Origin of the sequence: Pseudomonas sivasensis, from assembly GCF_021391435.1 — a bacterium.
Lineage (GTDB): Bacteria > Pseudomonadota > Gammaproteobacteria > Pseudomonadales > Pseudomonadaceae > Aquipseudomonas > Aquipseudomonas sivasensis.
This window is the reverse complement of sequence record NZ_CP090029.1, coordinates 6,086,628-6,101,651: the sequence shown is the minus strand read 5'-3', so window position 1 is coordinate 6,101,651 and position 15,024 is coordinate 6,086,628. Positions and strand designations below refer to the sequence as shown.

At 60.9% G+C, this 15,024-nt stretch carries 14 protein-coding genes; 7 read left to right on the top strand and 7 right to left on the bottom strand.

The window, feature by feature from the left end:
• The first annotated feature begins 266 nt into the window (after positions 1 to 266).
• The gene (locus tag LRO94_RS27860; protein WP_032884377.1) at positions 267 to 1,940 is read left to right on the top strand and encodes a putative bifunctional diguanylate cyclase/phosphodiesterase; all 1,674 of its coding nucleotides are present in this window, start codon (positions 267 to 269) and stop codon (positions 1,938 to 1,940) included.
• On the opposite strand, the gene LRO94_RS27855 is transcribed toward LRO94_RS27860, so the two are convergent.
• Entirely contained in the window at positions 1,937 to 3,349 is a 1,413-nt protein-coding gene (locus LRO94_RS27855) for a NorM family multidrug efflux MATE transporter (protein WP_179179749.1), read from the bottom strand. The two genes, LRO94_RS27860 and LRO94_RS27855, sit on opposite strands and share 4 nt — an antisense overlap.
• Before the next feature lie 152 nt (positions 3,350 to 3,501).
• On the opposite strand from LRO94_RS27855, the gene LRO94_RS27850 reads away from it, so the two are divergent.
• Both LRO94_RS27850 and LRO94_RS27845 read left to right on the top strand, forming a co-directional pair.
• Positions 3,502 to 4,422: a LysR substrate-binding domain-containing protein gene (locus tag LRO94_RS27850; protein WP_032884375.1), complete on the top strand. Its 921-nt coding sequence runs from the start codon at positions 3,502 to 3,504 to the stop codon at positions 4,420 to 4,422.
• Positions 4,423 to 4,599: 177 nt separating this feature from the next.
• The gene (locus LRO94_RS27845) at positions 4,600 to 6,576 is read left to right on the top strand and encodes a methyl-accepting chemotaxis protein (protein ID WP_099601749.1); all 1,977 of its coding nucleotides are present in this window, start codon (positions 4,600 to 4,602) and stop codon (positions 6,574 to 6,576) included.
• A gap of 3 nt (positions 6,577 to 6,579) precedes the next feature.
• On the opposite strand, the gene LRO94_RS27840 is transcribed toward LRO94_RS27845, so the two are convergent.
• Both LRO94_RS27840 and LRO94_RS27835 read right to left on the bottom strand, forming a co-directional pair.
• Positions 6,580 to 8,076 carry a YifB family Mg chelatase-like AAA ATPase gene (locus LRO94_RS27840; protein ID WP_032884371.1) on the bottom strand — a complete coding sequence of 499 codons (1,497 nt, stop codon included), beginning with the start codon at positions 8,074 to 8,076 and terminating at the stop codon, positions 6,580 to 6,582.
• A 225-nt stretch (positions 8,077 to 8,301) separates the two neighbouring features.
• Positions 8,302 to 8,562: an accessory factor UbiK family protein gene (locus LRO94_RS27835; RefSeq protein WP_095185195.1), complete on the bottom strand. Its 261-nt coding sequence runs from the start codon at positions 8,560 to 8,562 to the stop codon at positions 8,302 to 8,304.
• A 421-nt stretch (positions 8,563 to 8,983) separates the two neighbouring features.
• Here LRO94_RS27835 and glnK point away from each other — a divergent pair, with 421 nt between their 5' ends.
• The 4 genes from glnK (at position 8,984) to sutA (ending at position 11,760) form a co-directional block, all read left to right on the top strand.
• Positions 8,984 to 9,322, top strand: a complete 339-nt coding sequence (gene glnK / locus LRO94_RS27830; RefSeq protein ID WP_002555808.1) for a P-II family nitrogen regulator — start codon at positions 8,984 to 8,986, stop codon at positions 9,320 to 9,322.
• 34 nt (positions 9,323 to 9,356) lie between these two features.
• Entirely contained in the window at positions 9,357 to 10,694 is a 1,338-nt protein-coding gene (locus LRO94_RS27825) for an ammonium transporter (RefSeq protein WP_032884369.1), read from the top strand.
• 211 nt (positions 10,695 to 10,905) lie between these two features.
• Positions 10,906 to 11,331, top strand: a complete 426-nt coding sequence (locus LRO94_RS27820; RefSeq protein ID WP_032884368.1) for a secondary thiamine-phosphate synthase enzyme YjbQ — start codon at positions 10,906 to 10,908, stop codon at positions 11,329 to 11,331.
• Positions 11,332 to 11,433: 102 nt separating this feature from the next.
• Positions 11,434 to 11,760 (top strand): transcriptional regulator SutA, encoded by a 327-nt coding sequence (gene sutA, locus LRO94_RS27815; protein ID WP_032884367.1) that lies wholly within the window; start codon positions 11,434 to 11,436, stop codon positions 11,758 to 11,760.
• A 106-nt stretch (positions 11,761 to 11,866) separates the two neighbouring features.
• Here sutA and LRO94_RS27810 read toward each other — a convergent pair whose 3' ends face one another.
• From LRO94_RS27810 to dapF, 4 genes are read right to left on the bottom strand one after another with little or no spacing between them, the layout of a single operon-like run.
• Entirely contained in the window at positions 11,867 to 12,562 is a 696-nt protein-coding gene (locus LRO94_RS27810; protein WP_179179750.1) for an HAD family hydrolase, read from the bottom strand.
• Positions 12,559 to 13,458: a tyrosine recombinase XerC gene (gene xerC / locus LRO94_RS27805; protein WP_032884365.1), complete on the bottom strand. Its 900-nt coding sequence runs from the start codon at positions 13,456 to 13,458 to the stop codon at positions 12,559 to 12,561. Before xerC ends, LRO94_RS27810 begins: the two co-directional genes overlap by 4 nt.
• Before the next feature lie 2 nt (positions 13,459 to 13,460).
• Positions 13,461 to 14,177 carry a DUF484 family protein gene (locus LRO94_RS27800; RefSeq protein WP_032884363.1) on the bottom strand — a complete coding sequence of 239 codons (717 nt, stop codon included), beginning with the start codon at positions 14,175 to 14,177 and terminating at the stop codon, positions 13,461 to 13,463.
• Between the two features lie 13 nt (positions 14,178 to 14,190).
• Positions 14,191 to 15,021: a diaminopimelate epimerase gene (gene dapF / locus LRO94_RS27795; protein WP_032884362.1), complete on the bottom strand. Its 831-nt coding sequence runs from the start codon at positions 15,019 to 15,021 to the stop codon at positions 14,191 to 14,193.
• Positions 15,022 to 15,024: the final 3 nt, after the last annotated feature.

Here is a 15,024-nt window from a genome sequence, read left to right as displayed (position 1 = left end):
CAGAATTCAGGGAGTCGTTGTTCAAAAGGGCGGGCATTTTAACAGGCTGGCAAGATTCTGCTGCTCTGGATCGACGGTGTGACGTACCACTCGATCTAAATTTGCCGGTTTTGCTACTTTGCCGCAGGATGTCGAGGCTTTTTGCGGTTAAAACAGCGACAAATGCTTACACCTGCGTATTTGATAACCCCTATCATTGGTCATTATCAGGCCGCACGTCATAATGCCCGCCGCCAACGAAACTTTGCAGAGTCTAGGGAGCTAGCTTGTCTACGCCTGTCGAACCCTTGCGTTTGCTGCTACTGGCCGATACGCCTGAGTGGGCAGCGTTGTTGCGCGAGTGCCTGGCGCCGATGGGCGATGGGGCTGTGCTGATCAGCGCGCCAAACTGGGACTCGGTAAGTCGTCTGTTCGAAGATGACACCAGCGCCGTGCTGTTGACCACGCCCAGCCTGCAACCCGGCCCTGGCCGTTGCAGCTTGTCGTGCGTGGTGTTGTTGGAGCAGGAACCGTTGGTTTCTCCGCTTGGCGTGAGTGATTGGCTGATCCGTGATGCATTGGACGCCGACACACTGCGCCGCTGCCTGCGCCATGTTCGTGAGCGCGGCTTGCTGGAAAACACCCTGCAACGCCTGGCCGAACAAGATCCGCTTACCGGTATCGCCAACCGCCAGGGCTTCCAGACCCTGCTGGCGGCGCGGCTGGCCGAGAACGAGGGCCGTGGCCTGGCCCTCGGTCACCTGGACCTCGACAACTTCCGCCACGCCAACGATGCCCTCGGCCACCAGGCTGGCGACCGTTTGATCCTGCAAGTGGTCTCGCGGCTCAAGAGCCAGCTCGAAATCGGCGACCAATTGGCACGCCTGGGCAGCGACGAGTTCGCTTTGCTGATTGATACCCGCCGCGCACCCCAGCGTGCAGAGTGGATGGCCGAGCGCATCACCGAAGCCATGGCCGAACCGTATTGGGTGGATGGCGAAAGCCTGCTGATCGGTTGCAGCCTGGGCGTGGCCCATGCCCGCGCCCGCGCTGGCGCCGACCCATTGATGTGGCACGCCCATATCGCCATGCAGCAAGCCAAGAGCACTCAAGGCTGCACCTTCCATATCTTCAACGAGCGCATCAACCGCAACGCGCGCAGCCTGGCCGACCTGGAAAGTGAACTGCGCCGCGCCTTGCGCCGGGATGAGTTGGAGCTGCACTACCAGCCGCGCCTGGACCTGGATGACGGCCACATTGTCGGCCTCGAAGCTCTGGTGCGCTGGCGCCACGGCGAGCGCGGCCTATTGCCGCCCAGCGAATTCGTCCCCCTGGCCGAACAGAGCGGTCTGATCGTGCCGTTGGGCTACTGGGTGATCTCCCGCGCCCTACGCGATATGCAGGACCTACGCGAGCGCGGCCTGCCGCCGTTGCACATGGCGGTCAACCTGTCGTTCCGCCAGTTTCAGGACAGTCAGTTGCTCTCTACCCTCAGCCGGCTGATTGCCGAGCGCGGTGTGGAAGCGCAATGGCTGGAGTTCGAGCTGACCGAAACTGCCGTGATGCGCCGCAGCGATCTGGTCAAACAGACCATGGATGCCCTCGGGCGGCTGGGTGTGCGGTTTTCTTTGGATGACTTCGGCACCGGTTTCTCGTCGTTCGTGCACCTCAACAGCTTGCCGATTGCCTTGTTGAAAATCGATAAGAGCTTTGTCGGTGGCATGGAAGAGCGCGAAGAGAATCGCAAGCTGGTGCACGCGATGATCAACCTGGCGCACAACCTGAATCTGGAAGTGGTGGCTGAGGGCGTGGAGACTCCGGAGCAGTTGGCGCTGCTGAGGCTGTTTGGCTGCGATCAGGCTCAGGGTTACTTGATCAGCAAGCCGCTGCCGTTGCCGGAGTTGGTGGAATACCTGACATTCGGCAAGGGCCAGCAGACGCTCGCTGGCGAAGTGTTCTAATCCGGCTGAGTGGCCCGGAACCCTTGGCGGGTTTCGGGTACTGCACCTTCCAGACCAATCATGCGCTTCATCTTCGCTTCAAACGCCCAAGTCAGGCTTACAGCCGCACACGCCAGCCCCAGCGCCAATCCCCACCACACGCCGGTCGGCCCCCAGCCTAGGGTGAAAGCCATCAACCACGCCGAAGGCGCGCCGATTAACCAGTAGCAACCCAGGCCCACCAGGAAGGTGGTCTTGGCATCCTTGAGCCCACGGATGCAGCCCATGGCGATGGTCTGGACGCCATCAAACAGCTCGAACCAGGCCGCGACGGCCAGCAGGCTGACGGCAAGCACGATCACCTCGTGGAATGCCGGGTCGTCATGGTCGAGGAACAGGCCGATCAGCGGGTCGGAAAACAGCCACAACACTAAGGCAAATCCCAACATCACCGCCGCGCCAAAACTGATGCCGACACGACCGGCCATGCGCGCTTGCAGCAACTGCCCGGCGCCATAGTGCTGGCCGATGCGCATGGTCACTGCATAGGACATGCCCGCCGGCACCATGAACGCCACCGAGACGATTTGCAGGGCAATCTGATGCGCCGCCAATTGCGTACTCCCCATGGTGCCCATGCACAGCGCGGCAAAGGCAAACAGCCCGACTTCTACTGCATAGGTGCCGCCAATCGGCAGGCCCAGACGCCACAACTCGCGCAAGTACTGGGTGTTGAGGCGCAGCAGGCCGGCGCTCAGCGGGTAAGCGGCGTAAGCGCGGTTGCTGCGGATGTACCACATCAGCGTCAGGGCCATGCCATTGGCGACGATGGCAGTGACCAAGCCAATGCCCATCAATCCGAGCTTCGGCAGGCCGAACATACCTTCGATCAAGGCGTGGTTGAGCAGGTAGTTCAGCACCGTGCCGCCGAGGCTGATCACCATCACCGGAGTGGCTTTGCCAATGGCGCTGGTGAATCCGCGCAAGGCCATGAAACTCAGGTAGCCGGGCAGGGCGAACGGCAGCATGGTCAGGAATTGCCCCGCCGACTGCACGTTGGTATCGGTCTGGCCGAACATCAGCAGCACCGGCTTCAAGTTCCATAACAGCAGTGCCGCCGCCAAGGCCATCAGCCAGGCGAGCCAGAGCCCGGCCTGGGTTAGGCGAGTGGCACCTTCGATGTCGCCAGCGCCGTGACGGATTGCCACCAAGGTGCCCACGGCGGCAATCACTCCGATGCAGAAGATCGACACGAACGAATAGCTCGCTGCGCCCAGGCCACCACCGGCCAGCGCTTCAGGGCTCAGGCGAGCCATCATCAAAGTGTCGGTCAGCACCATCAGCATGTGCGCCAACTGTGAGGCAATCAACGGCCCAGACAGCCGCAGAATGGCCCAGAGTTCGTTACGCGCTGGATGCTGCATGATCATCACACTCAGAAAGTCAGAGGGTTGGAGAGGGTTGGATTCTCGGCCCTCTCAGCTCATTGCACAAAGGGATAAAAGCGATCATCTACATGATTAAAACTCATGCCTGACTGATTCTGGTACGGTTTCGGCATCCTGCTGTCGGAGCTTTCCTCATGTCTCGTCGTCTTCCTCCTCTTTATGCCTTGCGTGCATTTGAAGCGGCCTCCCGGCATAACTCCTTTACCCGCGCCGCCGAGGAACTGTCGATTACCCAAAGTGCGGTGAGCCGACATATCCGCACGCTGGAAGAGCATTTCGCCTGTCGCCTCTTCCAGCGCAGCGGCCGTAACCTACAGCTCACGGAAGCGGCGCGCCTGCTGTTGCCCGGTGTGCGCGAGGGGTTCGCGGCGCTGGAGCGGGCCTGCCATACCCTGAACGCCGAAGATGACATCCTGCGCATGAAAGCGCCGTCGACCCTGACTATGCGGTGGTTGTTGGCGCGCCTCAGTCGCTTCCGCGCATTACAGCCAGGCAATGAAGTGCAATTGACCAGCGCCTGGATGAATGTGGATGAAGTGGATTTCAACCAGGAGCCGTTCGACTGTGCGGTGCTGTTGAGCTACGGGCACTTTCCGGCGGATTGGGAGGCCAGCTATTTGTTTCCTGAGCTGTTGATACCGGTGGGCGCGCCGAATCTGTTGGACGATGGCCCATGGGATGTAAATCGACTCGCCGGTGCCGAGTTGCTGCACCCCACGCCCGACCGCAGGGACTGGCGCAATTGGCTGGAGCGCATGGGGCTTTCGAATCAGGTTTCGCTCAAGGGTGGGCAGGTGTTCGATACCCTGGAGCTGGGCATGATCGCCGCCGCTCGCGGTTATGGCGTCTCCATGGGCGATCTGCTGATGGTGGCCGAGGATGTGGCGCAGGGACGTTTAAGCTTGCCGTTGCCGACGGCGGTAGCGAGCAGGGAAAATTACTATTTGGTGTGGCCGAAAACCCGTCCGGGCGGCGAGCGCTTGCGACGCTTGGCGGATTTCCTCCAGAGCGAAGTGCAGGCCATGGTTTTGCCCGATGTCGAACGGCTTGATTGAATAATTCTGGCTCTATCACGCAACCGTTTGCGTGATACCCCTGCGATTCGCTCAAGTATTGCAAAGCGCCGCCGAAGTAGGGGTGTTGGAACCATCGTGCACCAACGTTTCCCACCAGATAATTTGCCGAGCAGCGCTATGAGATCAGGATGATCCTGGCCTCGGCCAGGAGCTTTCATGTCTCAACCTCGCGCCCGGATCGCCTCGCAGTTAGGTCTTGCATTAGCCGTGATTTTGGCTGTCGTCATCAGCGGCAGTACTGTTTTCGCCTTGCGTTCCCTTGACTCCGCCAACCTCGATACCCGCGAGGAACACTTGGCCAGCGAGGCACGACTGCTGGCCGACCAACTCAATACCTTCCACAGCACGCTGCGCGAGAGCACCCAGCGTCTGACCGGATTGTTTGAAAAGCGCTTCAGCGCCGGGTTGCGTGTGCAGGCTGATCAAATGGTCGCGGTGGCTGGGGTCCAGACGCCGAGCCTGTTGCTGGGCAGCGAAGTGCTCAACAACAACTTCACTGAAGTCGATGAGTTCAAGCAGATGTCCGGCGGCGTGGCCACGGTGTTCGTGCGCAGCGGCGACGACTTTGTTCGCGTCAGCACTTCCCTGACCAAGCAGGACGGCAGCCGCGCCATCGGCACCGTGCTTGACCGCCAGGGTCCGGCTTACCAGCGCGTGCTCGGTGGTCAGGCGTATATCGGCCGCGCGGTGTTGTTCGATCGCTCCTACATGACCCAGTACAGCCCCGTACGAGACAGCAGCGGCAAAGTGATCGCTGTGTTGTTCATCGGCTTTGACTACACCGACGCCCAGGCCGCGCAGTTTGAGAACCTCAAGCGCTTCCGCATCGGTCAGACCGGCTCCTTGGCGTTGCTCGACGAGCAGAAGCGTTGGCTGGTACCGCCCGCGGGTGTGCAGGCCTTGGACCAGTCGGTTGCGGTGATGCTGGACCTGGCCAAGACCCCAGGCAAAGGCCGCTTCTGGAGCGATAAGAACGAAGACTTCTACAGTGTTTCGGTACCGTTCGACGGCGGTCCTTGGGCCGTCGTCGCGAGCATGCCGAAAGCTGAAATCCGTGCAGTGACCTGGGCGGTCGGTATTCGCCTGGTGATCGGCAGCATACTGGCGATGTTGCTGGCGGTAGGCGCCACGGTCTGGTTGCTGCGCAGCAAACTGCAGCCGCTGAGTGATCTGGTGCGCCAGGCCGAAGCCTTGGGCGCGGGGGACTTGAGTGCGCGCCTCAACGTGTCCAGCCATGATGAAATCGGCCAACTAGCCCGTAGCTTCAACCAGATGGGTGAAGCGCTTTCGACCATGGTTTCCCATATCCGCAAGGCGGCCGAAGAGGTCAACAGCCGTGCACAGGCACTGTCCGGGTTATCCGGCGGGGCCTATGACGGCATGGAGCAGCAGTCTGGCGAAATCACCAGCATGGCTGGTGCGGTGGAAGAGTTCAGCGCCACTTCGCTGAATATCGCCGACAACATGGGCAACACCGAGCGTCTGGCTCAAGAGAATGCCCAGCAAACCCGCATCGGCCGCACCTCGATGCAGGAGGCGTCGTCGTCGCTGGAACATATCGCGACCGCGCTGAATAGCACGGCCACGGTGATCAATACCCTGGGCCAGCGCTCTCAGGAAATCGGCGGCATCGTCGGTGTGATCACCTCCATCGCCGAACAGACCAACCTGCTGGCGCTGAACGCCGCCATCGAGGCTGCTCGCGCAGGTGAACAGGGCCGTGGGTTTGCCGTGGTTGCTGACGAAGTGCGTAACCTGGCCTCGCGTACCCGCGAAGCCACCGATGAAATTTCCGGGATGATCCAGAGCATTCAGCGGGAAACCGGCAACGCCATCAGCACCATGGAGCACGGCAACACGTTGATGCAGGAAGGCCTGTCGCGCAACGCCGACGTGGCGTCGGCCCTGGCACGTATCGACGAGCAGAGCCGTTCGGCCGGTCAGCAGTTCGCGGCGATTACCACGGCGACTCAGGAGCAGAGCAGCACCGCGACATTGCTCAGCAGCAACTTGCAGAGCATCGCACTGGCCAACAGCGAGCAGCGGGAAGTGGTGTCGAACCTGGCGATTACGGCTAAGGAGCTCGAGACGTTGGCGGCGGGCTTGCGTCATGAGGTGGATCGCTTTCGCTGAGGCTCAATTGAGGGAGGCCGGGCGGTACTGCAAGGCCTCCTTCAAGTGGTCCCGCGTGATGGCATCCACCTGATCCAGGTCCGCCAACGTGCGTGACACTTTGAGCAGCCGATGAGCCGCACGCAGCGACAATGTCAGTCGCTCGCAGGCGCTTTCCAGCCAGCCTTCGTCGGCTTTCAAAAGTTGGCAGTGCTCACGCAGCCTCGGCAGATCAAGAAAGGCGTTGGCACAGCCTTGGCGCTGTTGCTGGCGCTCCCGAGCCTCGGCCACCTGGGCTGAGGCCGTTGCCGTCGTATCTCCAACCTGCTGGGTTGGATTCAGCGCAGTTGTTTCCCGCGCCACGGTGAGGTGCAAGTCAATCCGATCCAGTAACGGTCCAGACAGTTTATTGCGATACCGCTGGACCTGCTCCGGTGTACAGCGACAACGCCCAGTGGGTTCGCCCATATACCCGCAAGGGCAGGGGTTCATCGCTGCCACCAGTTGAAAACGCGCTGGGAAACTCACACGGTCGCGGGCGCGGGAAATCACGATATGCCCTGACTCCAATGGCTCACGCAAAACCTCCAGCACCTTGCGATCAAACTCCGGTAACTCATCCAGGAAAAGCACGCCATGATGAGCCATGGTGATTTCCCCAGGCTGCGGTTTCGATCCACCACCCACCAACGCGGGCCCTGACGCAGAGTGGTGCGGCTGGCGAAACGGCCGGTGCGGCCAATGGCTCAGCGGTGCGAGGCTGACCACCGACTGAATTGCCGCCACTTCCAGGGCCTCCTGCTCGCTCAGCGGAGGCAGCAAACCGGGCAAGCGGCTGGCAAGCAAGGTCTTGCCGGTGCCCGGTGGCCCGCTGAACAGAAGGTTATGTGCGCCCGCTGCTGCAATCAACAACGCCCGCTTGGCGGAGAGTTGGCCTTGCACTTCGCTCAAATCCGGGTAGGGCTTGTTCAGGTACAACAAACCATCGGATTTATAGGGCTCAATCGGCACTTGTCCGTTGAGGTGCGCCACGACCTGCAGCAAGTGATCCACGGCAATCACCTTCAGCCCCGACGCCAGGCAAGCTTCCTCTGCATTCGCCCGCGGCACTATCACGGTGCGCCCAGCCTTGCGCGCCGCCAAAGCGGCTGGCAACACACCTTTGACCGCACGCACTTCGCCGGACAACGCCAACTCACCCAGGCATTCAATGTCATCGAGCATCAACGCTGGCACCTGCACACTGGCGGCGAGGATCCCTAAGGCAATCGCCAAATCAAAACGCCCGCCGTCCTTGGGCAGGTCGGCGGGCGCGAGGTTGAGCGTGATGCGGCGGGAGGGGTATTGCAGGGCGGAGTTGAGGATGGCGCTGCGTACTCGGTCCTTGCTTTCCTTGACGGCGGTTTCGGGAAGGCCCACCAGCGTGAGGGACGGGAGACCGTTGGCCATGTGCACTTCGACGGTGACGGCTGGGGCTTCTACGCCGATCTGGGCGCGGCTGTGGACGATGGCGAGGGACATGCTCGTTCCTTGAAAGAGAGGCCGCTTCCTGCGGGTTTTTCAAGGGTAGACGAGCGGTGGGGCTAGCGAGGGAGGGAGGTTTTACAGAACGTATCCAGAGAACGACGCAGAACAAATGTGGGAGGGGGCTTGCCCCCGATAGCAGTGGGTCAGTTGATAAATATGTCACTGACCCATCGCCATCGGGAGCAAGCCCCCTCCCACATTTTGGCCTCGTTGCGTCAGTTACTCGGCCGTTGGGGTTAGCCGCGCTTCCAGTTCAGCCACCTTCGCCTCCAGGCTCTCCAGCCGCGCACGCGTGCGGGCCAGCACCACCATTTGGCTATCAAACTCTTCCCGGCTCACCAGGTCGAGCTTGCTGAAACCGCTTTGCAGCAAGGCCTTGAACTGGCTTTCGATTTCATTGCGGGGCAGAGGGGTTTCGCCGCTGAACAGGCGAGAGGCGTGGCCGCTCAGGGCGTCGAGTAGGTCTTTGGGCGCGAGCATGGGAAATATTCCGGAAACTGTTGGCGGGCAGTGTATCACGCAGCGTCTATAGTCTTTTTCGCGGCCTGCAGCGCACGCTTTTCGCGCATCGGGCTGTGCGACGGCGCACTGTTTTCGTGCGCATTGCAGCTGCCAAATAGTCCTGTGGGTGAGGTTAAGTGGGCAAAGGACTGATTTCAGTGATTTTTACGGAGCTGGCAAGGTTTCTGCTTAGACGATCATGACCCATGCACTGATGCAGTCGCTGTGACGAATGCAGTGCGCCGACGGATCAGGGGTACAGGTTTCGTCACCAGTGGTTCGCTGGCGTCGCGAAGGCAACTGCCCTTGCGACGATGCGTTACAAAGCCAGGCACTGCGCTTAGACTTGAGACGGGTTTGTTTTCCTGGGGCAAGTCCACCAATTCGGGAGAGAGTTTTCATGAAGCTAGTCACTGCCATCATCAAGCCGTTCAAGTTGGACGATGTACGCGAGTCGCTGTCCGAGATCGGCGTGCAGGGCATTACCGTTACTGAGGTCAAGGGCTTCGGTCGGCAGAAGGGTCACACCGAGCTGTATCGCGGCGCGGAATACGTAGTCGATTTCCTGCCGAAGGTGAAGATTGATGTCGCCATTGACGACAAGGATCTTGACCGGGTTATCGAAGCGATAACCAAGGCCGCCAACACCGGCAAGATCGGTGACGGCAAGATCTTCGTGGTCAATCTGGAACAGGCTATTCGCATCCGTACCGGCGAAACCGATACCGACGCAATCTAAGCCGCCAAACCCCAACGCCCCAGGAGAAAACAATATGACTCTGCGTAAATTCGCAGGGCTCGGAGCCCTGTTGTCCATCGTAATGCCAAGCCTGGCCATGGCGGCAGACGAAGTGGCTGCTCCAGTCCTCAACTCTGGCGACACCGCCTGGATGCTGACCGCCACCGCACTGGTGCTGTTCATGACCATTCCCGGCCTGGCGCTGTTCTACGGCGGCATGGTCCGCTCCAAAAATATTCTGTCGGTGATGATGCAGTGCTTCGCCATCACTGGCCTGATCAGCATCCTGTGGGTCGTCTACGGCTACAGCATTGCGTTCGATACCACCGGTATGGAACAGGGTGTGGTCAACTTCAATTCCTTCTTCGGCGGCATGGGCAAGGCGTTCCTGGCGGGTGTGACCCCAGCCAGCATCACCGGGCCTGCGGCGTTGTTCCCGGAAGCGGTGTTCATCACCTTCCAGATGACCTTCGCCATCATCACCCCGGCGCTGATCGTCGGTGCCTTCGCTGAGCGTATGAAGTTCTCTGCGATGCTGATCTTCATGGGCATCTGGTTCACCCTGGTTTATGCGCCAATCGCGCACATGGTCTGGAGCGGCAACGGCGGCCTGATGTGGGACTGGGGCGTGCTGGACTTTGCCGGCGGCACCGTGGTGCACATCAACGCCGGTGTGGCTGGGCTGGTGGCGTGCATCGTGCTCGGCAAGCGTAAAGGCTTCCCTACCACCCCGATGGCACCGCACAACTTGGGTTACACCCTGGTGGGCGCGGCAATGCTGTGGATCGGTTGGTTCGGCTTCAACGCCGGCTCCGCTGCTGCGGCCAACGGCACTGCTGGCATGGCGATGCTGGTCACTCAGATCGCTACCGCTGCTGCGGCGTTGGGCTGGATGTTCGCCGAGTGGATCACTCACGGCAAGCCAAGTGCACTGGGCATCGCCTCGGGCGTAGTCGCTGGTCTGGTAGCTGTAACACCAGCCGCCGGCACCGTTGGCCCGATGGGCGCTCTGGTAATCGGCCTGGTGGCCGGTGTGGTCTGCTTCTTCTGCGCGACCAGCCTCAAGCGTAAGCTGGGCTACGACGACTCCCTGGACGCATTCGGCGTGCACGGTATCGGCGGCATCGTCGGTGCGATCCTCACAGGTGTATTCGCAGCCCCTGCTTTGGGCGGCTTCGGCACCGTCACTGACATCGCGGCTCAAGTCTGGATCCAGTGCAAGGGTGTTGGCTTCACCGTGATCTACACGGCGATCGTCACCTACGTCATCCTCAAGGTGCTCGATATGGTCATTGGCCTGCGTGTTACCGAAGAGGAAGAGGCTGTCGGCCTCGACCTGGCGCAACACAACGAACGCGGCTACAACTTGTAAGTGCGCGTAAAAAAAATGCCCGGCTTGCCGGGCATTTTTTTGCCTGGCGTTTGTCAGTCGTAAGACGCTGTGCCGGTTTTTGCGCAAAGTTTGTGATCGGCCGCACACGGCACTTTTCAGTGTGCGAATGTCTTACAGGCACGTAGGCGTATTCGGCACTTTGTTTTTTCCCAGAGCGCGCTAGAATGCGCGCCGATGGGCGGAGAACTCTATGTGGCAACAGACCCTGATTACCCTGCGGGCCAAGCCCCGGGGCTTTCACTTGGTGACCGATGAGTTGCTTGCCGGCTTGCCTGAATTGAAGGCGTGTCGTGTGGGCCTGTTACACCTGTGGTTGCAGCACACCTCGGCTTCTCTGACCGTCAACGAGAATGCCGATCCGGCGGTTCGCCGTGACTTCGAACGTTTTTTCAACTTGCTGGTGCCGCAAGGCCGTGCCGGGTTCGAACACAATGACGAAGGTCCGGATGATCTGCCGGCGCACTTCAAGGCCAGTCTCCTGGGCTGCCAGCTGAGTTTGCCGGTCAAGGCCGGCCGCTTGGCGATGGGTACCTGGCAAGGTGTTTATCTGGGCGAGCACCGTGATCATGGCGGTGCTCGTAAAGTCCTCGCCACCTTGCACGGTGACGGGGCGTAAGCCACTGGTTATCCAGTGGATGTTGATTTTTCCCTGGCGACCTCGACAGAGGGCGAAGCTGGGCTATAACTAATCTGCTTTTCGCAAGTCATGAGGTAGAACATGAGCGACGATGATCTGGAAAACGACGAACTCGAAGTAGGTGACGAAGACGACACCGAAGAAGGTCTTGAAGCAGCAGCGGAAGACGTTGCGGACGACGATGGTGGCGATGATGCGCCTGCCCCTGCGGCCAAAGGCAAAGCCAAGGCAGCTGTTTCGGTAGATGAATTGCCGAGCGTTGAGGCCAAGAACAAAGAGCGCGATGCTCTGGCCCGTGCGATGGAAGAATTCCTCGCTAAAGGCGGCAGAGTGCAGGAAGTCGAGGCTAACGTGGTGGCAGACCCACCCAAGAAGCCGGATAACAAGTACGGCAGCCGACCTATCTGAGGTCAGTCACCTGCTTGTAAGAAAAAGCCCGCCGTCGCTGCGGGCTTTTTCATGCTTGCTGATTTATTTGAGCTTCGTGGTGATCCCCATATTGGGATCTCTAGTACTACTGCCACTTGCGGAGTAATTCCGGCAGCTCCGTAAGGCTACGAATCTCCGCGTCGGGGCGTTTATCCCCCTCCCACACCTTGGCGCTGGGGTTAAACCACACGGCCCGCAGCCCCGCCTGCTGCGCCCCCGCAATGTCGTCCCCGGGATGGTCGCCAACATGCACCGCTGCGCTGGCATCCACTCCGCCGCGTTGCAGCGCTTCCTGGAACAGCCGCGCATCTGGCTTGGCAATACCAATATCTTCAGCGCGCAGCGCAAAGTGAAAGTAGTCAGCCAGGCCCACACGCTGCACATCGGCATTGCCATTGGTGATCACGCCCAGCAGAAAGTGCTGGCGCAGCGCTTGCAACATCGGCTCGGCTTCAGGGAAGGGCGTGAGCTGATGACGGGCGTGAATGAACGCGTCGAAGCACACGTCTGCCATTTCCGTGGCTTGCGGCTGTGGATATCCGGCCTCCTCGAAGGCGTGCATCAGCACCCGGTGGCGCAACACGCTGATGCGGTGTTTGAGCTCCGGATGACGCTGCAGCACCTGTTGGCGCAGGCTGGCGAAATGCTCCAGTGGCAGGTCGCCGACGTTGGGGGCATGCACGACCAGCCATTCGCGCATCGACGCCTCGGCGCTGATGATGACGGGTACGTTGTCCCAGAGTGTGTCGTCCAGGTCGAAGGTGATCAGCTTGATACTCATGAGTCGCCGCCCTTGATGCGTTTGGCCCGTGGATGGGCGCTGTCGTACACCGTTGCCAGGTGTTGGAAGTCCAGATGGGTGTAGATCTGCGTGGTCTTGATATCGGAGTGGCCCAGCAACTCCTGCACGGCGCGCAGATCCTGGGACGATTCCAGCATATGGCTGGCAAAGGAGTGCCGCAGCATATGCGGGTGCAGGTTTTGACCCAGTTCGCGCTCCCCGGCGGCTTTGACCCGCACCTGAATAGCCCGCGGCCCCAGTCGCCGGCCTTGCTGGCTGATAAACACGGCGTCGTCCGCCGGGTTGGCCAACGCCCGCAGCGGAAGCCAGAGTTGCAGGGCTTCGCGGGCCTTCCTGCCCACCGGCAGCACGCGGGTTTTGCTGCCCTTGCCGAGTACTTGCACCAGGCCGTCTGCCAGGTCCAATTGGTCTAGGTTCAGGCCAGTGAGTTCCGACAGGCGCAGGCCCGAGGAATAGAACAGCTCCAGGATCGCCTGGTCGCGGTGGGCCAGGAAGTCATCCTCTACGGCGCCATCAAGCAATTGCAAAGCGCGGTCGGTATCCAGGGTCTTGGGCAGGCGCCGTTCGCCCTTGGGCGGAGACAGGCCGTTGGCTGGGTCGTGGTCGCACAGGCCTTCGCGGTTGAGGTAGTGATAGAGCCCGCGCACAGCCGACAGCAGGCGAGCCAGGCTGCGCGAGGATTGGCCCGTCTGGTGCAAGCGCGCGATCAGGCTGCGCAGGCTTTGGATATCCAAGGCCTTCCAACTGGTGACCTGCTGTTTTTCGCAGTAGGCCAGGACCTTGTTCAAGTCCCGCCGGTAGGCTTCCAGTGTGTGGGGCGACACCTGGCGCTCGTTGCGCAGGTGAGCGCAGTAAGCGTCCAGTTGCCGTTCCATGGCTAGCGCACCGCGCGCAGGGCAGTGGTGAAGCGCGGCAGGACGCGGCCCAACACTTCGGCGATATAGGTCAGGAACAGCGTGCCCACCGAGCTTTTGTAGTGCGCAGGATCACGGCTGGCGATAGCCAGCACGCCATGCAAGCCTTGATGGCTGAGGGCGACCACGGCTGTGGAGCCGATCTCCTTGAGCTGTTCGGGACCAAACAGGAAGTCCAGCTCATGCTCGCGCAAGGTGCCGCTGATGGTCTTGCCCTCGGACAACAGGCCGCCAATCGCGGTCTGTGCGTCGCTGCCGCTGACCCAACGGCCTACAGGCATCGGGTTATCGCTGAATAGGATCAGGCTGACAAATGGCACTTGGAAGTCCTGGCGCAGGCTGTCTTCCACGGCGATCACGGTTTCTTCCAGGCTGGTGGCGTCCATCAGCGCAAGGATCAGGCGACGGGTTTTGTCGAACAGGCGGTCGTTGTCGCGGGCGACGTCCATCAAGTGCGAGAGCTTATGACGCATCTCGATATTGCGCTCGCGCAGGATCTTCATCTGTCGCTCCACCAGCGACACGGTGTCGCCGCGTTGGTGGGGGATGCGCAGCGCCGGCAGCAGTTCTTCGTGCTCGACGAAGAAATCCGGATTCGCCTCAAGGTACGCCGCGACAGCAGCGGCCTCCAGACTTTCGCTCGGGGTTGCGGGTGCGGGTACTTGAGGCTTATCGGTCATTAGCTTGGCTCACTCATAGACGGACCTGTCCTTCGTATACACGCGAGGCCGGCCCGGTCATTAGCACCGGGTGGCCAGGTCCTGCCCATTCGATGGACAGGCGTCCACCGGGCAGGTCGATCAGCAGCGGCGAATCCATCCACCCCTGGCTGATCGCGGCCACGGCAGCGGCGCAAGCACCGGTGCCGCAGGCCTGGGTTTCGCCGGCGCCGCGTTCCCACACACGCAATTGCGCGCGGGAACGGTCGATCACCTGCAGGAAACCCACGTTGACCCGTGCCGGAAAGCGCGGGTGGTGTTCGATCTTCGGCCCCAGTTCATGTACGGGGGCATTATTGATGTCGTTGACCCGCAACACGGCATGGGGGTTGCCCATGGAGACGGCCGCCAAGTCGACGATCTTGCCGTCGACATCGACTGCGTAGCTGGTGGCCTGCTCGCTGGCCTGGAACGGAATATCCGCTGGCACCAAGCGCGGCGCGCCCATGTTGACGCTGATTTGGCCGTCGCTGCGAATATCCAGCTCGATCACGCCGCTCTTGGTCTCGACGCGGATCTGGCGCTTGGCGGTCAGGCGCTTATCCAGCACGAAACGCGCGAAACAGCGCGCACCGTTGCCGCACTGTTCCACTTCGGAACCGTCGGAGTTGAAGATCCGATAACGGAAATCCACCTCCGGGTTGCTTGGCGCCTCGACGATCAGCAATTGGTCGAAGCCAATCCCTGTATGCCGGTCGCCCCACTGTTTAGCGTGCTTGGGCAGGATGTGCGCGTGCTGGCTGACCAGGTCGAGGACCATGAAATCATTGCCGAGCCCGTGCATCTTGGTAAAACGCAGCAGCATGGC